The organism is Streptomyces sp. 8N114 (assembly GCF_052245835.1).
GTDB lineage: Bacteria > Actinomycetota > Actinomycetes > Streptomycetales > Streptomycetaceae > Streptomyces.
Genome location: NZ_JBQQBT010000035.1, coordinates 1 through 23719, shown reverse-complemented (window position 1 = coordinate 23719; position 23719 = coordinate 1). Strand labels below are relative to the sequence as shown.

Here is a 23719-nt window from a genome sequence, read left to right as displayed (position 1 = left end):
CGCGGTCCCGGCTCGTTCCGTGAGTGCGGGCCCTGATTGTTCCGTAAACACTGGGGTACGGTTGCGACAAAAGCCCCTGCAGGACCGAGTCGCCCCACCCACGGACCGAGACCAACCAGGAGTGTGAGCACCATGCTGTTCGAGGGCTTCCAGCTCACCGTCATGACGTTGATCAGCGTCGTGCTGCTCGCCCTGGCGGTCTTCACCTTCGTGGACGCCGCACTGCGGCGGGAGGACGCCTACCGCGCGGCCGACAAGCAGAACAAGCCGTTCTGGCTGATCATCCTGGGCCTTACGGCCGTGGTGAACGTGTTGCAGGTCCCGTTCTTCCTGCTGCAGCTCATCGGCCTGGTCGCCACCATTGTGTACATCGTCGATGTCCGCCCGGCGCTCAAGCAGGTCATGGGCAACTCCCGGGGCCGGCGTTGGGGCCAGCGCCGCGGAGGGAGCAGCAGCGACGGTCCGTACGGGCCGTTCAACGGCCGGTGACCGCTGCGCAGCCGTCGAGTGCGGAGCCGGGTGCTTGCCGGTTCACCGGCCGCGCTCCAGGCCGCGGTCCAGCAGCAGGACCGCCACGTCGTCGGTCAGCTCGCCTCCGTTGAGGCGGCGTACCTCGTCCATCGTCGCGTCCAGCAGTCCCTGACCCCGTGCGCCCTGGGCCAGCCGCCGGGCCACGATGTCGAGCATCCCCTGCTGGCCGAGCCGCTCCCGGCCCGGCGCCCGGCCCTCTGAGGCGCCCGCCTCCGCACGCCCCGCCTCGGTGCGTGACTCCGTACGCGCCTCGTCCACCCGGCCCTCGTCCACCCGGCCCTCGATGAGCCCGTCCGTGTACATCATCAGGCTCCAGGAGTGCCCCAGCGTGACCTGGCGGCGCGGCCAGCGCGCCTGCGGCAGCAGGCCGAGCGCGGGACCGCTCCCGTCCTCCGGCAGCAGCCGGGGCACCGGCGCCGCGCCTGCCGCGTGCCCCGCGAACAGCGGCGAGGGGTGCCCGGCCAGATAGACCGCGGCACTGCCGCCGTCGGCGGCGATGTCCACGGTGCACAGCGTCGCGAAGATCTCCTCGCTGGCCCGCTCGTTCTCCAGCACCTTCTGCAACGTACTCAGCAGCACGTCGCCGCAGAGCCCGGCGAAGGTCAGGGCGCGCCAGGCGATCCGCAGCTCGACGCCGAGCGCCGCCTCGTCCGGGCCGTGACCGCACACGTCGCCGATCATGGCGTGAACGACGCCGTCCGGGGTGCGGACGGTGTCGTAGAAGTCGCCGCCCAGCAGCGCACGGGAGCGGCCGGGGCGGTAGCGCGCGGCGAACCGCAGATCGCTGCCCTCCAGCAGCGGCCGGGGCAGCAGCCCGCGCTCCAGCCGGGCATTCTCCTGGGCCCGCAGCCGGGTCTCGGTGAGCTGGCGCTGAGCCAGGTCGGCCCGTTTTCGCTCCACGGCGTAGCGGATGGCGCGCATCAGCAGCCTGCCGTCCAGCTCGTCGCGGAAGAGGTAGTCCTGGGCGCCGACCCGTACGGCCTCGGCGGCCCGCTCCGCGTCACTGCCGTCCGTGAGCGCCAGTACGGCGTGCCGCGGGGCCATCCGCAGGACGCGGCGGAGGATCTGCAACTCGTCGGGCTCCGGAGCCGGGCCGGAACCGGCCCCGGCAGGGGAGCCGGACTCGGTCACGGCACCGGTAGCCGCGCCGGCACCGCCCGCAATTCCCGCACCACCGCCGACGCCCGCAACGGTGCCGGCGCCGGGCGCACCACCGAGGACAACAGCGCCCCCAGCGCCTGTGACGCCACCAGCGGCACCGATACCGGGACCCGCGCTGCCGGGGACGCCGCCGATGCCGGGGATGGCGCCGCCCGGCGCGGCCTCCGGGAGCTCGGCAGGGAGCCCCTCGACCGGCGCCTCCTCGGAATCCCCGCGCGCCTCACAGTGCAGCGCGAGGTCCAGCAGGATGCAGTGGACATCGTCCGTGAGCAGCCGTGCGGCCTCGGTGAGGTTGCGGGCCGTACGGACCCGCACGGGCCTGCCGTACGCGTCGAGCATGCGGGGCACACTCAGCGCTCCGGCTGGATCGTCCTCGATGACCAGCAGGGTCAGGCTGCTGCCGGGTGTCGGCGCGGCCTGCCGGGCCGGCGCGCCGGCGGGCTGTGCCGCCGCCCCGGCCAGGGGCGCGCTTACGGGCATGCTGAAAACCTCTCCCTCCCCCGAGGGCAGTGGTGCGCGCGTCGAGCGGCGGCACCGTGGCTGAGCCCGGAACACGCGCGGTGGTCGGGCGCTCGTCATCCCGGGCTATCGGACAGGACCTTAGCGCCCTCGTACAGATGGACGGAATGGCTGACGATAATCCGCCACTGTCATATGCCCACATCAGAACGGGAGTTCACGCCGCGATACAGCCGTTTTCGCCGACCCCGCATGACCAAGCTCACGCGCGGAAAAACGTAAAGCGCACACGCCGGAAGAAATCCACCCGGAATTCCCTTGTGCGCGTCGTTACACCGGAACGTATGCGTTATTTGTCCGGGCGTACGACACCAAGGATCGGCATGGTGCCCGCGCCCTCGACGGTGATCTGCCGTCCGGTGCGCGGTGCGTGCAGCAGCGCTCCGTCACCGATGTAGATCCCCACGTGACTGGCGTCCTTCTTGTAAATGATCAGGTCACCGGGGCGCATTTTCTCGACCGGCACATGCGGCAGCTGCTTCCACTGCTCCTGCGAGGTGCGCGGAATGTGCTCGCCCGCCGCCTCCCAGGCACGCATCGTAAGCCCCGAGCAGTCGAAGGTGTCGGGGCCCTCGGCGCCCCACACATAGTCCTTGCCGAGCTGTTTGGTGGCCCATTCGATGGCCCGCCGGCCGGCCGGGGACGCCTTGCCCTTGAGGCCCTTCAGCACCCCGGATTCCAGCCACTTGGCCTGCCGCGCCTTCGCCGCCTCGTCCTCCAGCTGTCGCAGCCGCTCCCGCTCCTCCTTCTTCAGGCCGGACTCGATCTTCTTGGCCTGCTTCAGCTGCGCGGTGATCTTCTTCTTCGCGGCGGCCTTCTTCTTCCGGGTCTTCTCCAGCTTCTTCCACTCGTCCGTGGCGTCCTTGGCATACCGCTGAAGCGTGCTGCGGGTCTTGGTGAGGGTGCCGATGAAGCCACGGGTGGCGTGCTGTCCCTTGCGGGCGAGGGAGACGCCGTGCAGGAACTTCTCCGGGTCCTCGCCGAGCATCAGCTTGGCCTCGTCCGGCATGCCACCGCCGCGGTACTGCGCACGGGCCATGGCGCCTGCCGTTTTGTTGAGTTCGTCCAACTTGCCCTGGGTCTTGTCGATGCGCTTGGCGAGCTTGACGATGTGCTTCTGCTGCTTCTTGGCGGCGTCCTCGGCGGCGTTGTAGGCGTCTGTCGCCGAACCGGCCTTGTCGTGCAGCCGCTCGATCTGCCGACGGACCTGTTCGAGGCCCGGCTTGTCGGCTCCGGCCTCGGTGCCGACCGGGTCCGGCTTCCCGGGCTCGGCGTATGCGGTGCCGAGCGCGGGCCCCGCGAGCAGCGAGATGGTGCAGGCCAGCACGAGCGTGCCGGACCGACCGGACGGGAGGGTCGAGCTGGTCTGCAGCCGTCTCACCCCGGGCCACCCCCTGGTTATGGTCAACTTTGGCCGACGCAGCGGATGGTGCCATGCCCGTCCCGAAGACAACAGAGGGATGTACTGACGAGTATCGACGGCGCCCGTCCTGGAGGCACTCGCCGCGAGGGAGCACCGGGCTGTCCGCCGAGGTTCACTCGGCGTTCACTCAGCTCCGTCGGCCGCTTCACTTGATCTGGCTAATTTCGGCCGTATCAAGCGCGCGGCACCCCCCGAGACAGGGACTGCGCCCCGTAGCCAGAGAACCCGACGGCCGGCCGGTCGTCGCTCCCGGGCCCAGGAAGGAACTGAACGAAAGTGAAGCTTCAGCGCACGCTCCGGCTCCGCACCGCAGCTGTCGGCGCTCTCACGGTCTGTGGCGCCCTGGCCCTGAGCGCCTGCGGCTCGGACGACAACTCCGGCGGTTCCGGCGGCGACACGACGAAGGCCGCCAGCAAGATCAAGTGTGATGGCGAGGGCAAGCTCCTCGCCTCCGGGTCCACGGCCCAGAAGAACGCCATGGACATCTGGACGCAGACCTACCAGTCGGCCTGCAGCAGCACGCAGCTCAACTACAAGCCCACCGGCTCGGGCGCGGGCATCCAGGAGTTCCTCCAGGGCAAGACGGCCTTCGCGGGCTCCGACTCGGCGCTCAAGCCGGAAGAGGTCGCCCAGTCCAAGAAGGTCTGCAAGAGCGGCCAGGGCATCAACCTGCCGATGGTCGGCGGTCCGATCGCCGTCACGTACAACCTCGGCGGCGTCGACGACCTGGTGCTGGACGCCGACACGCTGGGCAAGATCTTCGACTCGAAGATCACCAAGTGGAACGACCCCGCGATCAAGAAGCTCAACCCGGACGCGAAGCTCCCGGGTAAGAAGATCCAGACGTTCCACCGCTCCGACGAGTCGGGCACCACGGACAACTTCACCAAGTACCTCAACACCGCCGCGCCCTCCTCCTGGAAGCACGAGCCGGAGAAGGCCTGGGCCGGCAAGGGTGGCCAGGGCGCCGACGGCTCGTCCGGCATCGCCACGAACGTCAAGCAGAACGACGGCTCCATCGGCTACGTCGAGCTCTCCTACGCCACCGGCAACGACCTGAACACGGTCAAGCTGGACACCGGCGCCAAGGCGCCGGTCGAGGCCACCACGGACAACGCCTCCAAGGCGATCGCGGACGCCAAGGTCGTCGGCCAGGGCAAGGACCTCGCCCTGGACCTGAACTACAAGACCAAGGCCGAGGGTGCCTACCCGATCACCCTGGTGACATACGAGATCGTCTGCGACAAGGGCAACAAGAAGGAGTCGCTGGACGCGACGAAGTCCTTCCTGAAGTACACCGCCAGCGAGGACGGCCAGAAGGCCCTCAAGGAGAAGGGCTACGCCCCGATCCCCGATGAGGTCATCTCCAAGGTCCGCACCACGATCGACGGCCTGAGCTAACCGGGCTGCCGCGGAAGCGGCACCTCCCTCGCCGCCGCGGCGGCGAGAACCACGACGGGGTGGGGTGGGGGCACCCCCGGCCGAAGGCTGGGGGAGGTGCCAAGCGCACCCCCCGCCCACTCCCTCCATGCAAAGGCGCCCCAAGTCTCACTGATTGGGAGCCGCAAAAGAGTTCCGGTGCACCGCCAATGGGCCGCCCGCGCACCAACGCCGAGCGCGCAGCGACCCGCACCGTCAGACCGGAGAAACCATGGCTACCGAAAACCCTCCCGCGACAGCGGGCCCCGCGGCACCGCAGCCCGCGAAGGGCGCCACGCGCAAGGGTGACCGAATATTCCTCGGGCTCTCCCGAGGCTCGGGGATCACCCTCCTGGTGATCATGGCGGCGATCGCCGTCTTCCTCACCTGGCGAGCGGCGCTCGCCATCAACGCCGACGAAGTCAACTTCCTCACCAGCTTCGAGTGGGACGCCAACGCGACCCCGCCCCGCTTCGGCATCGCGGTCCTCGCCTTCGGCACCGTCGCCAGCTCGATCATCGCGATGCTCCTCGCGGTCCCGATCGCCGTCGGCATCGCGCTGTTCATCTCGCACTACGCGCCGCGCAAGCTGGCGACCCCGCTCGGCTACGTCATCGACCTGCTGGCGGCCGTCCCCTCGATCGTCTACGGCCTGTGGGGCGCGCTCTTCCTCGTCCCGCAGCTGACCGGCCTCTACGAGTGGCTGGATCAGTACCTCGGCTGGACGGGGATCTTCACCTACGAGGGCGGCGCGGCCCGCTCGCTGTTCACGGTCGGCATCCTGCTCGCGATCATGATTCTGCCGATCGTCACCAACGTCTCCCGTGAGGTCTTCCGGCAGTCGCCGAAGATGCAGGAGGAGGCGGCCCTCGCACTGGGTGCCACCCGGTGGGAGGTCATCCGCATGTCGGTGCTGCCCTTCGGCCGCTCCGGCGTCATCAGCGCCTCCATGCTGGGCCTCGGCCGCGCGCTGGGCGAGACGATGGCCGTCGCCACGGTCCTCTCCCCCAGCTTCCTGATCAAGGCCAGCCTGCTGGAGCCGGGCGGCGGCACGTTCGCGCAGAACATCGCCGCGGGCTTCAAGGAGGCCGGATCCATGGGCCGCGACGCGCTGATCGCCTCCGGCCTGGTCCTCTTCGTCATCACCCTGCTGGTCAACGGTGCGGCCCGACTGATCATCGCGCGCCGCAAGGAGTACTCGGGAGCGAACGCATGAGCCAGACAGCTGTGGCCGACGCCCCCGTCGAGGGCGCGGCGCTGCCGCTGCCCAAGCTGCGCCAGCCGCGACTTCCGCGCTGGGCCCCGGTCGGCCTGGCCGCCCTGGCAGCCGCGCTCGGTATCGGTATCGGCCTGGTGGCCGGGCTGGAGAGCCGTGTCCAGTGGGGCCTGATCGCCGCCTTGCTCTACCTCGTCCTGACCGCGGGCATCGCCGGCGCCGTCGAGGGTGGCAGGCAGGCCAAGGACCGGCTGGCGACCAGCGTGATCTGGGTCTGCTTCCTGCTGGCCGTCGTTCCGCTGGCCTCCCTGCTGTGGGAGACGGTCGCGCGGGGGGTGAAGGTCCTCGACGGCTACTTCCTGACGCACTCCATGAGCGGAGTGATCACCATGGAGCCGGGCGGCGGTATCTACCACGCGCTGATCGGCACCCTGGAGCAGGTCGGCCTGGCCACGCTGATCGCGGCGCCCATCGGGCTGCTGACGGCGATCTACCTGGTCGAGTACGGCAAGGGCCGGCTGGCCAAGGCCATCACCTTCTTCGTTGACGTCATGACCGGCATCCCCTCGATCGTCGCCGGCCTGTTCATCCTCTCGTTCTGGATCATCATTCTCGGCTTCGGCTACTCCGGGTTCGCGGGCGCGATGGCACTGGCGATCCTGATGATGCCGATCGTCGTGCGCTCGACGGAAGAGATGCTCAAGCTCGTTCCCAACGAGCTGCGTGAGGCGTCGCTGGCGCTGGGTGTGCCGAAGTGGAAGACGATCCTCAAGGTCGTTCTGCCGACCGCGGTCGGCGGTATCACCACCGGCATCATGCTCGCCGTCGCGCGCATCGCCGGTGAGTCGGCCCCGATCCTGCTGCTGGTCTTCGGCTCGGCCGAGATCAACAACAACCCCTTCGAAGGCGCGCAGTCCTCGCTCCCGTACTACATCTACGAGCAGTGGGCCCTCGGCAACGAGCCGTCCTACGACCGCGCCTGGGCAGCCGCCCTCGTGCTGATCGCCTTCGTCATGATCCTCAACCTGGTCGCCCGCGGCATCGCCCGCTGGAAGGCCCCCAAGCACTAAGACGGTGATTCCCATGGCCAAGCGCATCGACGTCAGCGGCCTCTCCGCCTACTACGGCAACTTCCGCGCCATCGACGACATATCCATGACCGTCGAGCCCCGCTCCGTGACCGCCTTCATCGGCCCCTCCGGCTGCGGCAAGTCCACCTTCCTGCGCACCCTCAACCGCATGCACGAGGTGACGCCCGGCGGGCGCGTGGACGGCAAGGTGCTGCTGGACGACGAGGACCTGTACGGCACCGGGGTCGACCCCGTCTCCGTACGCCGCACCATCGGCATGGTCTTCCAGCGCCCCAACCCCTTCCCGACCATGTCGATCTACGACAACGTCGCGGCGGGGCTGCGGCTGAACGGCGAGACGAAGAAGAAGGACCTCGACGAGATCGTCGAACGCTCCCTCAAGGGCGCCAACCTGTGGAACGAGGTCAAGGACCGGCTGAACCGGCCCGGCTCCGGCCTCTCCGGCGGCCAGCAGCAGCGGCTGTGCATCGCCCGGGCCATCGCGGTCGAGCCGCAGGTGCTGCTGATGGACGAGCCCTGCTCGGCGCTCGACCCGATATCCACCCTCGCGATCGAGGACCTGATCGGTGAGCTGAAGTCGCGCTTCACCATCGTGATCGTGACGCACAACATGCAGCAGGCGGCGCGGGTTTCCGACCGGACCGCCTTCTTCAACCTCGCCGAGGTGGGCGCTCCCGGCAAGCTCATCGAGATCGACGACACCGAGCGCATCTTCTCCAACCCGTCGGTCCAGGCCACCGAGGACTACATCTCCGGCCGCTTCGGCTAAGCCCTCGGGCCGGGCCGGCCCTTGACCGCCCGCGGTGCTGCATGGCGGTGCCACCGCGGGCATCTTTTTGCCCCCTCCCTGCTGCTCCGGGGAGGGGGTGCTCCTTGCCGACTCCCGCGGGCTGCGGGTGCTCCCCCAAGCTCTTCGAGCAGGGAGGTACCCCCATGGCTTGCCGCGCAGTTCCCCGCGCCCCTGACGGGGCAGGGCCTCAGCCGAAGACCAGCTTGATGGCCCCATAAGTGAGCGCCGCCGCAACAGCCGCGGCCGGCATGGTGATGAACCAGCCCAGAACGATGTTCTTGGCGACGCCCCAGCGCACCGCGCTGACCCGCTTGGTCGCCCCCACGCCCATGATCGCGGAGGTGATGACATGGGTGGTCGAGATGGGGGCGTGGAACATGAAGGACGCGGAGTACATCACGGACGCCGCGGTGGTCTCCGCCGCGAACCCCTGCGGCGGGTCCAGTTCGATGATGCGCCGCCCCAGGGTGCGCATGATGCGCCAGCCACCCGCGTACGTACCCAGCGAGAGCATGGCCGCGCTGGCGACCTTGACCCAGATGGGGATCTCGTTGTGCTGCTGCACATCGGCGATGGTGAGCGCCATGACGACGACACCCATGGTCTTCTGCGCGTCCTGGAGACCGTGGCCGAGCGCCATCCCGGCCGCCGAGACGGTCTGGGCTATCCGGAAACCCCGCTTGGCGCGGTGCGGATTCGACCTACGGAAGATCCACATGATGACGCACATCACCAGGTAGCCGAACAGCAGCCCGACCAGTGGCGAGAGGAACATCGGCACGACGATCTTCTCGAACACGCCCCACCAGTGGACGGCGATACCACCGGCCAGCGCCGCGCCCACCATGCCGCCGAACAGGGCGTGGCTGGAGGACGAGGGCAGCCCGAAGTACCAGGTGATGAGGTTCCAGACGATGGCCCCGACCAGGGCGGCGAACAGAATGGCCATGCCGCTGTCGCCGTGCGGGGTCTCGATCAGCCCCTCGCTCACAGTCTTGGCGACCCCGCTGCCGAGGAAGGCACCCGCGAGGTTCATCACCGCGGCCATGGCCAAGGCTGCACGCGGGGTCAGCGCCCGGGTGGAGACCGACGTCGCGATGGCGTTCGCGGAGTCGTGGAAGCCGTTCGTATACGTGAAGAAGAGCGCGACACCGACGGTCACGATCAGCGCGAAGGTGTCCACGGAGCGTCAGGACTCCTTGACCGTGATGGTCTCGACGGTGTTGGCCACATGCTCGAACGCGTCGGCGGCCTCCTCAAGCACGTCCACGACCTGCTTGAGCTTCATGACCTCGATGGCGTCGTACTTGCCGTTGAACAGATGGGCCAGCAGCTTGCGATGGATCTGGTCGGCCTGGTTCTCCAGCCGGTTGACCTCGATCCAGTACTCGGTGAGGTTGTCCATGGTCCGCAGGTTCGGCATGGCCTCGGCGGTCAGCTCGGCGGCCCGCGACAGCACCTCGATCTGCTGCTCGACCCCCTTGGGGAGCTCCTCGATCTGGTAGAGGACGACGAGGTCGACGGCCTCCTCCATGAAGTCCATGATGTCGTCGAGGGAGGACGCCAGGTTGTAGATGTCCTCGCGGTCGAACGGCGTGATGAAGGAGGAGTTGAGCTGGTGGAAGATCGCGTGCGTCGCGTCATCTCCCGCGTGCTCCGCCGCGCGCATCCGTTCGGAGATCTCGGTCCGCGCGGAGGAATCAGCCCCGAGCAGTTCCATGAGGAGCTTGGAGCCGGTCACGATGTTGTCCGCGGAGGCCGCGAACATGTCGTAGAAGCTCGTCTCCCTGGGGGTCAGACGAAAGCGCACTGGGGGTCCTCGGGGTGCATCGGCGACGGTCTCGTTGATGCTAGGCGCATCATCCGGCCACTGCGAACCGGCGTCCCCAGTGTCACCCATGGAGACTCGCCTACTGAAGCGGGCTCCGAGAAGTCCGGTATCATATACCCTACAGGGGTATCGAGAACCCGTCATTACGGCCTCGACAGCCCCCCACCACCACCTGGGAGGACCGCATGACGTCGCCGCAGACCACACCGGACGCGCCTCAGACCGTGGCCGAAGCCACTTCGGAGGGCTGCTCGGCACACGCGGCCACCGGCCTGCACGGTTACACCAAGAACAAGGACGCTCACGTCAAGCGACTGCGCCGGATCGAGGGCCAGATCCGCGGCCTCCAGCGGATGGTGGACGAGGACGTCTACTGCATCGACATACTCACCCAGGTCTCCGCCTCCACCAAGGCCCTGCAGTCCTTCGCGCTCCAGCTCCTCGAGGAGCACCTGCGGCACTGCGTGGCGCATGCCGCGCTGGACGGCGGCGCCGAGATGGACGCCAAGGTCGAGGAAGCCACCGCCGCCATCGCCCGCCTGCTGCGCACCTGACCCGCCGAGGTTCTCCCCTCAGCCCGCAGGGGGCCTCAACACGCGGACGACCGTGGAAGGTCGTCCAGCTCGTCCGCCGCGCGCCGCAGCACCTCGTCGATACGGGCCACACTCAGCGGCCCCTCGGCGGCGGACGCGGCGATCATCAGCTCGCCGCACAGCTCGATCTCGGCGAGAGCGACGTGGTCCTGCATCAGCGAACGCCGTCGGCAGCGGCTCCCACGGCCGTCGCCCCTGTCGTCACGCTTCGTTACGGGCACACGTATCACCTCCCGTGCTGCACGGATCCACCGGGCGGAGCGCCGCGGCCAGGCCGGGGCCCAGCCTCCCAGCCTAGGGAGACCGCCGCCCGGGCGCATGGCACTTCCGAATCATTTACCGGCCCGGCACGGCTGCGGCTCCGCCCCGCTCCGCCGCCGTGCGGCTCCCGTGCGACCGCTGCCCGGCCGGCGTACGACTGCCCTTACGGACGCTGTACGGATTCCGCGCGGGCGCTACGGTGCGGCGATCTTCCCGGTCCAGATGTCGCCGGGGCCCGGCATCGTGATCCGCACCCGGGTACCGAACGCATGCAGCGCCGTCGTCGAGGAGACCGCGTAGTCCGCGTCCGGCGGGCTGTCCGGGTCGGCGGCGAAGGTGAAGCGGTGCTGGACCTTCCGTAGCCGCCCCTGCTCGTCGAGGTAGGCGTCGAAGGGCACCGTACGGCCGGAGAACCCTTTCTCCGCGGCCTTCAACTGACGTCGCGCCAGCGGCGGGGCCCCCGCAGCCGCGCGCTCGATGTCCACCACGCCGCTGTAGCGCCACACCCGGACCCCGCCCAGCTCGGTGACGCCCTCGTAATCCACCTCGCGGGCCCCGCGGAGCAGTTGGGCGGCGGTAACCGGATCGGTTGCCCCGCCCGTCACCAGGTTCCCGTCCGGCAGCCCCGTGGTGTCGACCCGTACCCACTTGTCGTCCGGCACGCCCGCGCGGTTCCGCATGTAGAGCGCACCCGGGGTGACCAGCTCGCGCACCAGCCTGCGCTCCCCTGGCGGCGCCCCGTCGGCGCCGGGCGGCAGCGTGACCCGCAACCGGCCGGTGCGGCGGGCCAGATCGAAGGCGCCACGGCCCTCGATGGTGACCCGGGTGTGGCCGCTGACCATCTCCATGGCCGTCCGCACCCGCGCCGTCCCGGCCCGGGCCAGCTCCTCCGCCGCCGCCCGTACGGCAGCCCGGCCGGGGCGGGAGGGTCCGGCGACGGTGGGAGGCCCGGCGGTCGCCACGGCGCCCTCCCCCGAGCAGCCGGCCACCGACAGCAGCACGGTGCCGAACGCCACCGCCATGAGCGGGAACGGCACCGTGCCGCCTCGGTACTGCCGCCGCGCCGCCATTTCCTGCCGACCCCTCGCTCCCGGTCGCCGCCTCCCCCGCCTTCGCACGGGAGGTGCCCCCAGGTCCGAGGGCCGGTCCGGATCCGACGGTTCAACGAGGCCCCTGGGAACGCCGTCACGGCCCGAGTACGGTGGTCACGTGCGAGAGCGAGCTCCCGAACACCAGCCGGACCCGGCGCATCCGACCCTCCCGGCGGCCCAGACGGCCCCGCACGGGACGTCGTTGAACGAACGGGGCTCCTTCTGCTCCGCGTCGTGCAGCTGCGGCTGGCGCGGCCCCGCACGCCGAGCCCGCGACCGCGCCCGCGAGGACGCCCGCATCCACCAGCAAGGGCACGGCGACCGCACGACAGCGCCCCCACCGGACGGAGCGGCAGGGGCGCTGTAGTTCGTTCGTTCTTTCCGGCTGCAGTTCTTTCCGTGCTGCGGGGCTTCCGGTTCAGCAGCTCAGCGTTCAGGCCGCCAGGTCGCGGTCTCCCGCGGGGCGCGGCTCCCCCTCGCCGGGCCGGCCGACAGCCCGGCGGCGGCCCGCAGCGGCAGCGCCCACGGCGGCGGCAGCGGCGCCCGCCCACAGCAGCGTCTCCAGCCGTGCGTTCCCGGCCATGCCCCGCACCAGCGGCGTCAGCGCCCACATGGCGACGGGGGCCAGCAGCAGCGCAACGGCGGTGCCCAGCGCGAGTCCGCCGATGACGTCGGTGGGGTAGTGCACCCCCATGTAGACGCGGCAGAAGCCCTCCAGGAGAGCCAGCGCGATCGCGACGAGGCCGGGCTTGCGCTGGACCATGAAGATGCCGACAGCGATGGCCATGGTGAGCGTGGCGTGGTCGCTGACGAAGGAGAAGTCCGTCTTGCCCTGGACGAGGACCTCCACGCCCTTGTGCTCCACAAAGGGCCGCGGTCGCTCCACGAAGCCGCGGATGGGAATGTTCACGGCCAGCGCGATCAGCGCCGCCAGCGGGGCCCAGAGCAGCGCGGCGAAGCCGCTCAGCGCCTCGTCCCGGCTCTCGCGCTTACGCGTCACACCCCACCAGGCCCACACAGTCAGTAGGACGAGCCCGACCGCAATGCCGTACTCCCCGATGTACTCCATGATCCGGTCGGCCCAGGTGGGCGCGTCCTTGGCCAGCCCGTTGATCTCGTAGAGCAGTTCGACATCAGGGTTGTCCCAGAGTGCCATCGCGGTGCGGCCCCTCACTTCGGCTGTGTGCTCATCGCTGGATCTGCGCTGACGACCCCCCGTGGTCGCGGTGCGGAAGTCCCGTTCCGTGGAGAAAACGCGCTGCGGCAGGTGGAGCGTTCCGTTCTTACCGAACGATCACCAGGACGTTACCCAAGGGTGACCCATAGGCGCAGCTCAGGGCCTATGCCTCACGGATTGTTGACGTAATCCCTGCGCTGCGCGCACAAACAGTGCCCCTGGGCTACGTACCCACCGGAGCTGCCTGTCCAGGTGTACCCCGAGCCGTATCCACCGGTCACTTGGCGCTCGGCCGGGTCGCCCCGAAGTAGTCCGGGCTGTCGATCGGGTCGTAGCGGATCTTCGCTCCCGTGTAGGGAGCATTGATCATTTTGCCACCGCCGACGTAGATGCCCACATGGTGGATGGAACGGGAGTTGTTCAGGTCGTGGGCGAAGAAGACCAGATCGCCGGGGAGCAGTTCGCTCCGCTTGGGATGCGGTCCGGTGTTGTACTGGTCGTTGGCCACCCGGGGCAGCTCGACGCCGACCTTCGCGAACGCCGCCTTCGTCAGGCCCGAGCAGTCGAACCGGCCGCCCTGCTCCGGCGTACCGTTGCCGCCCCACAGATACGGGGTGCCCAGCTTGCTCTGCGCGAAGGCAATGGCACCGGCGCCCTGCTTGGTGGGGCTGAGCCGGCCGGTGGGCGCGGCGAAGCTCTGCTCCATCTTGCGGATGGTGGACACGTAGTTCTTGGTCTCGTTGTAGGGCGGCACCCCGCGGTACTTGATGACGGCGTACGGACCCGCGTTGTACGCGGCGAGCATGTTGTTCGAGGCGTCGCCGGGCACGTCCTTGACGTTGGCGGCCAGCTTGCAGTCGTAGCTCGCGGCGGACGGAATGGCGTCCTCCGGGTCGTGCACGTTCTTCTTGCCGTCGCCGTTGGCGTCCATGCCGTGGGTCGCCCAGGTGCCGGGGATGAACTGCGCTATGCCCTGCGCCTTCGCAGGGCTCTGCGCCTTGGGGTTCCAGCCGCTCTCCTGGTTGAGCTGCGCGGCCAGCAGCGCGGGGTTGAGCGCCTTGCACAGGTTGCCCCACTTCTGGACGAGCCCCGCGTAGGCTGCCGGCACGGAGCCCTTGGCCAGCCCGACAGCGCCGCCCACCGCGCCCGTCAGGTTGGCGGAGGCCACATAGGTGCCCACCACGAGCAGCGTGACGAACAGGGACAGCGTCCCCACTCCGCCACCGATCGCCAGCAGCCACACTCTTCTACGGCGCACTCCCCAACCCTCCCCCACAGGACACCAGTTCGTTGACGCCGACCACGCGCTCACATCATTCCAGGCCGACTCCCCGAGCGGAACGGCGGACAACGGGCGCGGAGGTGAACGAGATCATCCGCCGCGACCCGGACCAGGCTCACCAGGGGCGCACAGAGGTACGATCGAACGACCGATGCCCCGTCAGTGGCCGTCCCATGCGCCGCTGCCGAGCACCCCTGTCAGTCCAGGACGTCCGACAGCCCCGCCACGTTCCCGAATCGGCCACGAATCGGGGCCACTTCGGGCAACTCGACGCGCCCCGATGTCACCGGACCATGGCACAATCCGTCAGAGACGAACCTTGAAACTAGGCGGTGAGTTCACCATGTTCCTGGCGGCTGACAAAGGCGATATCACCACCATCATCGGCGGGATCGCGCCGGACTGGGGCCCGTTCGGCTCCCTCGGGCAAGAGGCCCGGATAATGATCGAGGTCATCATGGCCGTGGCCATCCTGCTCTGCCTCGGCATCGCCATCTGGGGCGCGGCCAAACAGCGGATCGGCGCGACGGCCCTCCGCGACACCTTCAGCGCCGAGCAGGGGAAAGGTTTGATCGTCGCCGGATTGACCGGCGTGTTCATCATCGGCTCGCTCGGCACCCTGTTCACCATCGTCTACGGCATGGCGGTCTAGCGCCGGCCACGGCAGGGCGTTCCAAGGACCGCTCCGTCGACGCGACAGACGACACAGAGGCGCGCCCGGCGCCCGCCCGCGCCTGCACGCTAGGAGCTCCATGAACATCGTGAACCCTGCCCTCGAGGACTATCTGCTGGCCCACTGCACGCCGGCCGACGAGGTCCTCCGCGACCTGGTCGAGGAGACCCACCAGCGCGTGCCGGACCATCCCACCATGCAGATCACGCACGACGAGGGCGAGTTCCTCACGATGCTGGTGCGGCTGACGGGTGCCAGGACTGCCGTCGAGGTCGGCGTGTTCACCGGCTACTCCTCGATCTGCATCGCCCGCGGTCTGCCCGCGGACGGACGGCTGATCGCCTGCGACGTCTCGGAGGAGTGGACGTCCATCGCCCGCCGCTACTGGGAACGCGCCGGCCTCACCGACCGCATCGAGCTGCACCTCGCACCGGCCGTCGAGACGCTGCACGCGCTGCCGCAGGAGCAGTTCGTCGACTTCGCGTTCATCGACGCGGACAAGACCGGCTATCCGGCGTACTACGAGGCACTGGTCCCCCGGCTGCGCCCCGGCGGGCTGATCGTGCTGGACAACGTGCTGCGTGCCGGGCGGGTCGTCGATCCGGCCGCGCAGGACGAGGCGGACGTCGCCATCCGCCGGATCAACGACACCATCACCGCGGACGAGCGTATGGAATCCGTCATGCTGCCCCTCCGGGACGGTGTCACGCTGGCCCGCAAACGCGCGTAAGCGGACCTGAGACGGCGCGGAGGGCGGCACGGGCCTCGGCATGGCCGCCCTCCTCGAACGCGAGACCGAGGACCCGGCCGAACCGGCCGAACCGGCCGAACCGGCCGAACCGGCCGAACCGGCCGAACCGGCCGAACCGGCCACTGGACGCTACGGGTGAGTCCCGCACTTCTCGTTCCCCGGTCTCACCGAACTTCCCCAGGGCCAACGGTGGTGACGCACGGCGGCGATGCCCTGCCGCCTCCCACCGCACCCGGGCGCGTCCAGCCTCCACTCACACCTTGGCCTGACCGAACGGATCGACCTCGGTCAGCAGCTTGTCGATCCGCGCCTTGTCCACCCGGTTCGTCACCTCCGACACCTCCTGCCGGTCCCGTACGCACTTGGCCAGCGTGAACGCGGAGGAGACCACGAAGACGAGCCCGAGCCCGAGGTATCCGCGCTCCCACGGGCCGACCGGCAGCCGCACGATCCCGACGAGCAGCGCGAGCAGCGACACCCCGAAAGCAATCGCCGACTGCACGAAGAACGCCGCGGTGGTGGGTCTTTGCACGGAAGGAGTCACATCAGTCATACCCGGCAGCCTGCCGCCCGCTGGCGCCCCGCACATGGGTACGCATACTCAAACCCGTCCACAACCCGCCCCCGGCCCGCCCACGGCCCCGCCGAGCACCGGGGGCGCACCGGTGCGCGGCCGACCCCCTCACCGCGCGCGTAATCGCCCGCAGAGCGGCAAGAACACAGACGGCGCACCGTCGCGGTGTTCGAAATGCTGCCGTTCACCTGGCTTGCACACGGCACATGCGCGGTGTGACCCCGCTACCGTCATCTGAGGAGACAATGCAGTGACGGCAGTTGAGCGACAGAGGTCGAGGGGGCCAGGCCGGCATGAACATCGGCGGCGGCGACGAGTACGAAGCGCGTACTCGCACCAGCGAAGGCGTGCCCGGCGCCCGTGAAGGCGCACGGGCAACGACTCGAACACGCCTACCGGGCAGCGAGGGCGGCGGCAACCGCCCGCCCACCCGCCCCGGACGGAGCCTGGTGACAGTCGTCGCCGTGGTCGTCCTGCTCATCGCGGCCATCGCCTTCGCCAACCGCGGAGGCGGCGGGGAGGACGGCGGCGGCGACAACGCCTCCTCCGACGGCAAGGGCGGCACCGCTCCCCAGGCCCAACCCACCGCCCCCTCCGGTGAAAAACCCGTGAAGAACTCCCCCGACACCCTCGCCTCCGGCTTCCCCCACACCGAGAAGGGGGCACAGAGCGCCGCGGCGAACTACATCGTCGCCCTGAGCGGCGAGGGCATGTTCACAGAGGCTTCCCGCGAGAAGATCGTCGATTCCGTCTATGCCCCGAACATCACTGATGAACGGAAGGCCGACCTCGACAAGGACTACGGCGACTCCAAGTTCCTCAAGAAGGTTGGTTTGAACGAAGACGGCAAGGCCCCGAAGGACTCGACGTTCGTCGCCCGTACGACCCCGGTCGGCGCCAAGGTGATCGATTACAGCGCGAAGAAGGCCAAGGTTGCGGTCTGGTACTCCTCCCTCTTCGGTCTGGCCGGGGAGGATTCCAAGCGCCCCGTCATCGAGAGTTGGTACACCGTCACTTTCGGAATGTCGTGGGTGGACGGTGACTGGAAGGTCACGGACTTCAAGCAAAAGGATGGGCCCACACCGATCGGGAAGGACCAAAGAGCGTCGTCGGCTGACGAGATGGCCGACGCAGTTAAGGGGTTCGGAGGGTTCACTTATGCCCGGTAATCGGCGCCGCGCGTTCACCGTCGGGGCTTTCCTGGCCGGCGTGCAGTCCACCGCCGTGCTGCTCGCCACCCGGGCGGCAGCGGAGCCGGACGACGACTGCCTGGGCCCCGCCAACGAGTACTGCGAGGACGGTGGTGACGGGGGCGGCGGCTCCCCCTCCAACCCCGCCAATGACCCCACCGCCGCCACCGACCCCCTCGGTTCCGTCGCCAAGTCGTGTGCCGAGGCGGCGAGCTGGACGGTGCACAAGCTGGGGAAGCTGGTGGATTCGACGACGAAGGTCGACTTCACCAATACGGAGTTCCTGCGGCAGTACGCTGTGGTGTTCGCCGCGTCGACGATTCTGACGCTCACGCTGTGGCTGCTGGCGGTGGCCAAGCGGGCTGTGCGCGGGGTGCCGTTCACCGAGGCGATCACGGAGGCGATCGGCTTCCTCTGGCTGACGGTGCTGGCGTCGGCCTTCACACCGCTGATCCTCTACACGGTGGTCTCGGCGACCGATTCGGTCACCGATATCCTCGCCTCGGGCACGTCCGAAAAGACCGACGCCTTCTTCGGCACGTTCTCCGAGGCGCTCAAGAAGGGCGACGACATCGGCGGCGGCCCGATCATGCTGATCGTCGTCTCGCTCGTGTCGATCATCGCGGCAGGCGTGCTGTATCTCGAACTGGTGGTACGCGCAGCGCTGCTGTACGTCGGCGCCCTGCTCGGCACCGCCGTCTACGCGGGGCTGGTCGACAAGAATATGTGGGGACATGTCCGCCGCTGGGCGGGCATCATGATCGCTGTGATCCTCGTCAAGCCCGTGATCGTCATCGTGCTCGGTCTCGCGGGCGCGCTTGCGGGCGAGGACGGGCCCGACTCGGTCTCGGCGATCGTGTCCGGGCTGGCCATCATCCTGCTGGCGATCTTCGCCAGCGCGATGATCTACCGCTTCGTACCCGGCTTCGGCGACGACATCGCCGCCCACCGCAACGCGGTCCGCACCTCCGCCCGTGGCGCCGCCGCAGTGGTGTCCTCGCCCGCCGCACTCGTCCGCCAGGGCATCAACACCCACGGCGGCCGGGGAGGCGGCCAGAACGCCACTGCGGCCAGTGCCTCCTCCACCGGCGGCGGCAACTCCGGTTCCACCGTGACCGGCGGTGTGGCCGCCCACAGCTCCCGTGCGGGCGGCGCCGAGGAGGCACCGCCACCCCGGCAGCAGGCCCCCGCGCCCGCCGCCACCACCCCGCACTCGGCCCGCCCGCCCCGGCACAACCCCTCGGGCACGGGCCGCTCCCAACCCAGTCAGCCCCGCAGTTCGGGAGGTGACCGCGGATGACGACCCCGTCCCACACGGCAGGGTCCTCGCTGGGCGCGCCACGCCGTACGTACATGATCGGCAAGGCCCGGCCCAACGCCATCGTCGGAAAGAACCGCGAGACGGGCGAGATCGGCCTGATCGTCGTCGGTGCCTTTCTCGGCATGATGAGCGGCCTGCTCATCCCCGTCCTCTCGTTCCGTATCCCCGCCCTGATCGGCTTCCCGGTGCTCGCGCTGGCGGCTGTCTACGTGCCGTACAAGGGCCGTACGTTCTACAGGTGGTTCGAGATCAACCGCTCCTACAAGCGGCTGCTGCGCCGCGGTACGACGTATCGTTCCGACGCCGTCGAGGCCGGCACCATGCTCGATGGCCGTGAGGTGGAGATCGGCCCGCCGCCCGGCGTGGGCCGCATAAACTGGCTGTCGGCACCGTTCGGGCCCGACGAGATCGCCGTGCTGCTGCACGCGGACCGCCGCACCGTGACCGCCGCCATCGAGATCGAGGGCCCGGGCGTCGGCCTGCGCGACAGCGAGGACCAGGAGGCCCTCGTCGAGCGCTTCGGCACGCTCCTGAAGCATGTGGCGAACGGCGACGGCTATGTGACGCGGCTGCAGATGCTGGCCCGTACGCTGCCCGCCGACCCGGACGCGCACGCCAAGGACGTCACCCAGCGCGGCAACGAGCGGGCCGCCGGATGGCTGCGCTCCTCCTACGAGCAGCTGCTGTCGATGGTCTCCACCTCCAGCGAGCAGCACCGCGCCTACCTGATCGCCTGCATGCCCTACGGCCGCGAACTGGCCACCGAGGGCGCCACCATCGCCAAGGCAGCGCGGAGCACCGCGGGCCGCAAGCTGACCAGGGATGAAGGGCTGGCCATAGTGATGGCCCGCGAGCTGACGGACATCTGCGCCCGGCTCACCGAGGCCGACATCCGGGTGCGGCAGCCGCTCGGGCAGGCCCGGCTGGCCTCGCTCGTCCACTCGATGTACGACCCGGACCACCCCATCGACCACATCCAGGCCATGTCCAAGCGCAACGCCTGGCCGGCCGAGCTGGACGCGGTCGAGCCGACGTACCTCCAGGCCAAGACCCGTGAATCGACCACCCGCGAACCCTGGTGCCACGCCACGGCATGGGTCAAGGAGTGGCCGATGACCCCTGTCGGGGTCAACTTCCTGGCGCCACTGCTGGTGCACACCCCGGATGTGATCCGTACGGTCGCCGTGGTGATGGACCTGGAGCCGACCGAGCTGGCCATCGAGCGGATGCTGACGGAGAAGACGAACGACGAGGCGGAGGCCAGCCGTTCGGCGAAGATGAACCGCACCGTCGACCCGCGCGACATCGCCGCGCACGGCCGCGTCGACCAGCGCGGCGAGGACCTGGCGTCGGGCGCGGCGGGCGTCAACCTCGTCGGCTACATCACCGTTTCCTCCCGCTCGCCGGAAGCGCTGGCCCGCGACAAGCGCACGATCCGCGCCTCGGCGGGCAAGAGCTACCTCAAGCTGGAGTGGTGCGACAGGGAACACCACCGCGCCTTCGTCAACACCCTCCCCTTCGCCACCGGTATCCGGCGCTGAGGAGCCCTCCATGACCCCCACCCGCTCCGACGCCCGACCGCTCCACCCCCGCACCGCCGCTCCAGGCCGGAGGTAGCCAGCATGGCCGCGCTCGATCCCCTGTCCGCCATCACCGAAGCGTTCACCAGCTTCCTGTTCGGCAAGACGGAGACGACCCGCCTGCCCGTCCGTACGTCCACGGGCCAGGCGCAGGCCGTCTACCTGCCGACGGCCGCGCCTGGGCTGGGCGACTCCGGCGTCATCATCGGCCGCGAGGTCTACAGCGGAAAGGGCTACATCTACGACCCCTTCCAGCTCTACGGACAGCAGCTGCCGGCCCCGCACTGGCTGGTGCTGGGCGAGTCCGGGAACGGCAAGTCGGCGCTGGAGAAGACGTACGTACTGCGCCAGCTGCGCTTCCGGGACCGCCAGGTGGTGGTCCTGGACGCGCAGGGCGAGGACGGCGTCGGCGAGTGGAACCTGATCGCCGAGGAGATGGGCATAACCCCGATCCGCCTCGACCCCACCGCGGCGCTCGACCAGGGCATCCGGCTCAACCCGCTGGACCCGGCCATCACCACCACCGGCCAGCTGGCGCTGCTGCGCACCATCATCGAGGTCGCGATGGGCCACGGCCTCGACGAACGCTCCGGCTTCGCCCTCAAGGTCGCGCACTCCTACGTCAACTCCACCATCACCGACCGACAGCCGCAGCTCACCGACATCGTCGAGCAGCTCCGCCACCCCAAGCCGGAGTCGGCGGAGGCGATGAACGTCGCCCTGGACGACGTACGCGACTGGGGCCTGGACGTCGCCCTCGTCCTCGACCGGCTGGTCGACGGTGACCTGCGCGGCATGTTCGACGGCCCGACGACGGTCGGCATCGACCTGGACGCGCCGCTGATCGTCTTCGACCTCTCCCACATCGACCGGAACTCCATCGCCATGCCGATCCTGATGGCGATGGTCGGAGTCTGGCTGGAGCACACCTGGATCCGCCCCGACCGGCGCAAGCGGATCTTCCTGGTCGAAGAGGCGTGGCACATCATCAACAGCCCCTTCGTCGCCCAGCTCTTCCAGCGCCTGCTGAAGTTCGGCCGCCGCCTCGGCCTCTCCTTCGTCGCCGTCGTCCACCATCTCTCCGACGTGGTCGACGGAGCAGCGGCCCGCGAAGCCGCCGCGATCCTCAAGATGGCCTCCACCAGGACGATTTACGCCCAGAAGGCCGACGAGGCTCGCGCCACCGGTAAGGTCCTGGGCCTGCCACGCTGGGCCGTGGAGATCATCCCCACCCTGTCGCCCGGCATCGCCGTCTGGGACGTCAACGGCAATGTGCAGGTCGTCAAGCACCTGGTCACCGAGGCCGAACGGCCATTGGTCTTCACCGACCGCGCCATGACGGAGAGCGCCGCGGAAGCCGAGGCCGCGGAAGCCGAGGCGGCCGCCTCCTTCGAGGCCGCGCTGGAGGCCGACCTGGAGGCGGAGACCGAGGCACGCGCCATGGCCATGGAACGCACCCCGTCCGGACCGGCCGCCCCCGGCTCAGGCGTCGCCTGACGGAAACCAGAGGGCATCCCCACCCGTCGCAGCCGCGGCGGGGATCTTGCCGCAACCCACCGGCCCCGCTTGAATACCGGTACCGATGTCATACGACGACCGAGAGCGTCACCGCCGCCAGGGATATCACCCGGGCCACTACCCCCACCATGAACCGCACCGGATGCGCCGCGCCGCCGGTGGGGGCGGCGGAGGCATCCCCGACGGCCTCCTGGTGGCCGTCCTCGCCTTCCTGCTGGGCCTCACCATCTTCGTCTGGACGGCCACCGGGCTCGCGGGCCTCTTCTCCCACGGCGCCTGGCCGGACGGCGTCACCTTCGCCAGGACCCCGCTCGCCGTACGGGAACTGGTCACCGAGCCGCACGACATCCCCGGCGCCTGGCCCACCACCCCGCGCAGCCAACTCTCCGGCTACGGCCTGTTCTGGGGCATCTTCATCAGCCAGCTGTTGGTGCTGATGGTGCTCACGGTCTTCGTCATGGGCACCATCGCCCGCGCACGAGCCGTACGAAAGGCCAGGCGCATCCGGCAGGACCACGCGGGGGACCCCCCGGAGCACAAAGGCGCGGCGCCCACGGAGGCCGCCCGGGAGCCCGGTGCCGCCCCGCTCCCCTCGCAGCCGCCCGCGCCGGCTCCAGCCCTCCAAGAGCAACCCGTACCGCCCCACGAGCCCTCCGCACCAACGCCACAGCCGCCCTCAACCGCCCCACCGAGCCCGCTGGCGCCAACCCTCCTCGGCGCAGCAGCGACCACCGGAGCCGCTTCCCCCGTCGACGGCCAGGACGCGACCGGCAACGGCTCGGTCAGCACCGGCACGGTCGGCAGCGCGACAGGCGGCCCGCCGGCTGACGACGATCCCGTGACCCAGATCCTGGAAGCTCCCGGCGCCGCACTCGTCAACTCGGCCACGCCCGCTCTGTGGACCGCCACCAAGACGGCCCGCGCCAAGCTCGGCCCTGTCCACCTCTTCGACCCGACACACGCCTGCGACACCCCCGACCGCCTCCGCTGGTCACCGCACCACGGCTGCGCCGACCGCGCCACCGCCGCGGCCCGCGCCACGGCCCTGCTGGCCCCCCTGCGCTCCCCGCGCCCCATCGACGCGACGACGCACACGACGGCCGAGACCGTCCTACGCTGCTGGCTGCACGCCGCAGCCCTGGAAAAGCGCCCATTCCGCGAAGTCCACCGCTGGGCCCTCGCAACGGGACAGACAGCGGACGCCGTACGCATCCTGCGGACCCACCCCAAGGCCGCCTCCGGCACCGCCGGCGAGCTGGAGTCCGCCCTCGCTGGGCACCCCCAACTCCGCGCCGACGCCGTCGCCCTGATCCGCCGGGCCCTGGCACCGCTGGGCCAGCTGCACGTCCGTAACGCATGCTCCGCGGAGCGAGCCGATCGCCTCGCGTTGGAATCCTTCATCGCCGAAGCGGGCACCCTCTACGTAGTGGGCGAGGACCCGGACGTACTTCCGATCCTCAACGCGCTCACCCAGAGCGTGGTCGAGCACGGCCGCCGCATGGCCGCACGGTCATCTGACGGCCGGCTCGACCCACCACTGACGACGATCCTCCAGCTGCCGCTGCAGCCGTAACCGGCCATGCCGGAACTCGGGCCTGGGCATGGAAAAGCCCCGTTGGCGTCAGCCAACGGGGCTTATTCACACAATGAGTTCGGCGGTGTCCTACTCTCCCACACGCTCCCGCATGCAGTACCATCGGCGCTGTAAGGCTTAGCTTCCGGGTTCG

23 protein-coding genes and 1 rRNA gene are annotated in these 23719 nt (G+C 69.5%); 14 read left to right on the top strand and 10 right to left on the bottom strand.

The features are described 5' to 3' along the window. Positions 1-132: 132 nt before the first annotated feature. Entirely contained in the window at positions 133-489 is a 357-nt protein-coding gene (locus ACTWQF_RS34655; protein WP_443283759.1) for a DUF2516 family protein, read from the top strand. A 42-nt stretch (positions 490-531) separates the two neighbouring features. Here ACTWQF_RS34655 and ACTWQF_RS34650 read toward each other — a convergent pair whose 3' ends face one another. Together ACTWQF_RS34650 and ACTWQF_RS34645 are read right to left on the bottom strand one after the other, a co-directional pair. Further along, the gene (locus tag ACTWQF_RS34650; protein ID WP_443283734.1) at positions 532-2172 is read right to left on the bottom strand and encodes a SpoIIE family protein phosphatase; all 1641 of its coding nucleotides are present in this window, start codon (positions 2170-2172) and stop codon (positions 532-534) included. Positions 2173-2500: 328 nt separating this feature from the next. Continuing rightward, complete coding sequence (locus ACTWQF_RS34645; RefSeq protein ID WP_443283733.1) at positions 2501-3592, bottom strand: C40 family peptidase; 1092 nt, start codon at positions 3590-3592, stop codon at positions 2501-2503. 318 nt (positions 3593-3910) lie between these two features. Here ACTWQF_RS34645 and pstS point away from each other — a divergent pair, with 318 nt between their 5' ends. The 4 genes from pstS (at position 3911) to pstB (ending at position 8129) form a co-directional block, all read left to right on the top strand. Continuing rightward, entirely contained in the window at positions 3911-5035 is a 1125-nt protein-coding gene (gene pstS, locus ACTWQF_RS34640; protein WP_443283732.1) for a phosphate ABC transporter substrate-binding protein PstS, read from the top strand. Positions 5036-5285: 250 nt separating this feature from the next. Then, on the top strand, positions 5286-6269 hold the full coding sequence (pstC, locus tag ACTWQF_RS34635; protein ID WP_443246266.1) for a phosphate ABC transporter permease subunit PstC: 984 nt from the start codon (positions 5286-5288) through the stop codon (positions 6267-6269). After that, complete coding sequence (pstA, locus tag ACTWQF_RS34630; protein ID WP_443283731.1) at positions 6266-7339, top strand: phosphate ABC transporter permease PstA; 1074 nt, start codon at positions 6266-6268, stop codon at positions 7337-7339. The genes pstC and pstA overlap by 4 nt, the downstream gene beginning before the upstream one ends. A gap of 13 nt (positions 7340-7352) precedes the next feature. Then, positions 7353-8129 (top strand): phosphate ABC transporter ATP-binding protein PstB, encoded by a 777-nt coding sequence (gene pstB / locus ACTWQF_RS34625; RefSeq protein ID WP_443283730.1) that lies wholly within the window; start codon positions 7353-7355, stop codon positions 8127-8129. Positions 8130-8337: 208 nt separating this feature from the next. On the opposite strand, the gene ACTWQF_RS34620 is transcribed toward pstB, so the two are convergent. Next, positions 8338-9333 (bottom strand): inorganic phosphate transporter, encoded by a 996-nt coding sequence (locus tag ACTWQF_RS34620; RefSeq protein WP_443283729.1) that lies wholly within the window; start codon positions 9331-9333, stop codon positions 8338-8340. 6 nt (positions 9334-9339) lie between these two features. Then, a complete protein-coding gene (locus ACTWQF_RS34615; protein WP_443246262.1) occupies positions 9340-9960 on the bottom strand; it encodes a DUF47 domain-containing protein in 621 nt (206 codons plus the stop codon). A 206-nt stretch (positions 9961-10166) separates the two neighbouring features. Between ACTWQF_RS34615 and ACTWQF_RS34610 the strand changes: the two genes are divergently transcribed. Continuing rightward, complete coding sequence (locus tag ACTWQF_RS34610) at positions 10167-10535, top strand: metal-sensitive transcriptional regulator (protein ID WP_443246261.1); 369 nt, start codon at positions 10167-10169, stop codon at positions 10533-10535. A gap of 35 nt (positions 10536-10570) precedes the next feature. Here the strand turns inward: ACTWQF_RS34610 and ACTWQF_RS34605 are convergent, their stop codons facing one another. Both ACTWQF_RS34605 and ACTWQF_RS34600 read right to left on the bottom strand, forming a co-directional pair. Continuing rightward, complete coding sequence (locus ACTWQF_RS34605) at positions 10571-10795, bottom strand: hypothetical protein (RefSeq protein WP_443246477.1); 225 nt, start codon at positions 10793-10795, stop codon at positions 10571-10573. Positions 10796-11029: 234 nt separating this feature from the next. Continuing rightward, the gene (locus ACTWQF_RS34600) at positions 11030-11905 is read right to left on the bottom strand and encodes a hypothetical protein (protein WP_443283728.1); all 876 of its coding nucleotides are present in this window, start codon (positions 11903-11905) and stop codon (positions 11030-11032) included. A gap of 139 nt (positions 11906-12044) precedes the next feature. On the opposite strand from ACTWQF_RS34600, the gene ACTWQF_RS34595 reads away from it, so the two are divergent. Continuing rightward, the gene (locus ACTWQF_RS34595; protein ID WP_443283727.1) at positions 12045-12293 is read left to right on the top strand and encodes a hypothetical protein; all 249 of its coding nucleotides are present in this window, start codon (positions 12045-12047) and stop codon (positions 12291-12293) included. Between the two features lie 66 nt (positions 12294-12359). Here ACTWQF_RS34595 and ACTWQF_RS34590 read toward each other — a convergent pair whose 3' ends face one another. Both ACTWQF_RS34590 and ACTWQF_RS34585 read right to left on the bottom strand, forming a co-directional pair. Continuing rightward, positions 12360-13082 carry a phosphatase PAP2 family protein gene (locus ACTWQF_RS34590; protein ID WP_443283726.1) on the bottom strand — a complete coding sequence of 241 codons (723 nt, stop codon included), beginning with the start codon at positions 13080-13082 and terminating at the stop codon, positions 12360-12362. A gap of 298 nt (positions 13083-13380) precedes the next feature. Beyond that, positions 13381-14361, bottom strand: a complete 981-nt coding sequence (locus ACTWQF_RS34585) for a C40 family peptidase (RefSeq protein WP_443283725.1) — start codon at positions 14359-14361, stop codon at positions 13381-13383. Positions 14362-14728: 367 nt separating this feature from the next. Here ACTWQF_RS34585 and ACTWQF_RS34580 point away from each other — a divergent pair, with 367 nt between their 5' ends. Continuing rightward, the gene (locus ACTWQF_RS34580) at positions 14729-15037 is read left to right on the top strand and encodes a hypothetical protein (RefSeq protein ID WP_099882465.1); all 309 of its coding nucleotides are present in this window, start codon (positions 14729-14731) and stop codon (positions 15035-15037) included. A gap of 100 nt (positions 15038-15137) precedes the next feature. After that, complete coding sequence (locus tag ACTWQF_RS34575) at positions 15138-15788, top strand: O-methyltransferase (RefSeq protein WP_443283724.1); 651 nt, start codon at positions 15138-15140, stop codon at positions 15786-15788. 274 nt (positions 15789-16062) lie between these two features. Here ACTWQF_RS34575 and ACTWQF_RS34570 read toward each other — a convergent pair whose 3' ends face one another. Further along, entirely contained in the window at positions 16063-16362 is a 300-nt protein-coding gene (locus tag ACTWQF_RS34570; protein ID WP_443283723.1) for a YiaA/YiaB family inner membrane protein, read from the bottom strand. 314 nt (positions 16363-16676) lie between these two features. Between ACTWQF_RS34570 and ACTWQF_RS34565 the strand changes: the two genes are divergently transcribed. The 5 genes from ACTWQF_RS34565 (at position 16677) to ACTWQF_RS34545 (ending at position 23565) form a co-directional block, all read left to right on the top strand. After that, positions 16677-17552 carry a hypothetical protein gene (locus ACTWQF_RS34565; RefSeq protein ID WP_443283722.1) on the top strand — a complete coding sequence of 292 codons (876 nt, stop codon included), beginning with the start codon at positions 16677-16679 and terminating at the stop codon, positions 17550-17552. Continuing rightward, complete coding sequence (locus tag ACTWQF_RS34560) at positions 17542-18873, top strand: hypothetical protein (RefSeq protein WP_443283721.1); 1332 nt, start codon at positions 17542-17544, stop codon at positions 18871-18873. Before ACTWQF_RS34565 ends, ACTWQF_RS34560 begins: the two co-directional genes overlap by 11 nt. Then, positions 18870-20435 carry an SCO6880 family protein gene (locus ACTWQF_RS34555; protein WP_443283720.1) on the top strand — a complete coding sequence of 522 codons (1566 nt, stop codon included), beginning with the start codon at positions 18870-18872 and terminating at the stop codon, positions 20433-20435. The genes ACTWQF_RS34560 and ACTWQF_RS34555 overlap by 4 nt, the downstream gene beginning before the upstream one ends. Before the next feature lie 81 nt (positions 20436-20516). Beyond that, a complete protein-coding gene (locus ACTWQF_RS34550; protein ID WP_443246251.1) occupies positions 20517-21971 on the top strand; it encodes an ATP-binding protein in 1455 nt (484 codons plus the stop codon). A gap of 85 nt (positions 21972-22056) precedes the next feature. After that, a complete protein-coding gene (locus ACTWQF_RS34545; protein WP_443283719.1) occupies positions 22057-23565 on the top strand; it encodes a hypothetical protein in 1509 nt (502 codons plus the stop codon). 77 nt (positions 23566-23642) lie between these two features. On the opposite strand, the gene rrf is transcribed toward ACTWQF_RS34545, so the two are convergent. Continuing rightward, a 5S ribosomal RNA gene (gene rrf / locus ACTWQF_RS34540) occupies positions 23643-23719 on the bottom strand; the annotation flags it as partial.

Excerpts from the sequence above, each read along its gene's own strand:
- ACTWQF_RS34565 (WP_443283722.1), top strand. The coding sequence starts at position 16,677 with ATGAACATCGGCGGCGGCGACGAGTACGAAGCGCGTACTCGCACCAGC.
- ACTWQF_RS34545 (WP_443283719.1), top strand. The coding sequence starts at position 22,057 with ATGTCATACGACGACCGAGAGCGTCACCGCCGCCAGGGATATCACCCG.
- ACTWQF_RS34655 (WP_443283759.1), top strand. The coding sequence starts at position 133 with ATGCTGTTCGAGGGCTTCCAGCTCACCGTCATGACGTTGATCAGCGTC.
- ACTWQF_RS34560 (WP_443283721.1), top strand. The coding sequence starts at position 17,542 with ATGCCCGGTAATCGGCGCCGCGCGTTCACCGTCGGGGCTTTCCTGGCC.
- pstB (WP_443283730.1), top strand. The coding sequence starts at position 7,353 with ATGGCCAAGCGCATCGACGTCAGCGGCCTCTCCGCCTACTACGGCAAC.
- ACTWQF_RS34650 (WP_443283734.1), bottom strand. The coding sequence starts at position 2,172 with ATGCCCGTAAGCGCGCCCCTGGCCGGGGCGGCGGCACAGCCCGCCGGC.
- ACTWQF_RS34555 (WP_443283720.1), top strand. The coding sequence starts at position 18,870 with ATGACGACCCCGTCCCACACGGCAGGGTCCTCGCTGGGCGCGCCACGC.
- ACTWQF_RS34600 (WP_443283728.1), bottom strand. The coding sequence starts at position 11,905 with ATGGCGGCGCGGCGGCAGTACCGAGGCGGCACGGTGCCGTTCCCGCTC.
- ACTWQF_RS34550 (WP_443246251.1), top strand. The coding sequence starts at position 20,517 with ATGGCCGCGCTCGATCCCCTGTCCGCCATCACCGAAGCGTTCACCAGC.
- ACTWQF_RS34575 (WP_443283724.1), top strand. The coding sequence starts at position 15,138 with ATGAACATCGTGAACCCTGCCCTCGAGGACTATCTGCTGGCCCACTGC.
- pstC (WP_443246266.1), top strand. The coding sequence starts at position 5,286 with ATGGCTACCGAAAACCCTCCCGCGACAGCGGGCCCCGCGGCACCGCAG.
- ACTWQF_RS34580 (WP_099882465.1), top strand. The coding sequence starts at position 14,729 with ATGTTCCTGGCGGCTGACAAAGGCGATATCACCACCATCATCGGCGGG.
- ACTWQF_RS34610 (WP_443246261.1), top strand. The coding sequence starts at position 10,167 with ATGACGTCGCCGCAGACCACACCGGACGCGCCTCAGACCGTGGCCGAA.
- ACTWQF_RS34590 (WP_443283726.1), bottom strand. The coding sequence starts at position 13,082 with ATGGCACTCTGGGACAACCCTGATGTCGAACTGCTCTACGAGATCAAC.
- pstA (WP_443283731.1), top strand. The coding sequence starts at position 6,266 with ATGAGCCAGACAGCTGTGGCCGACGCCCCCGTCGAGGGCGCGGCGCTG.
- ACTWQF_RS34570 (WP_443283723.1), bottom strand. The coding sequence starts at position 16,362 with ATGACTGATGTGACTCCTTCCGTGCAAAGACCCACCACCGCGGCGTTC.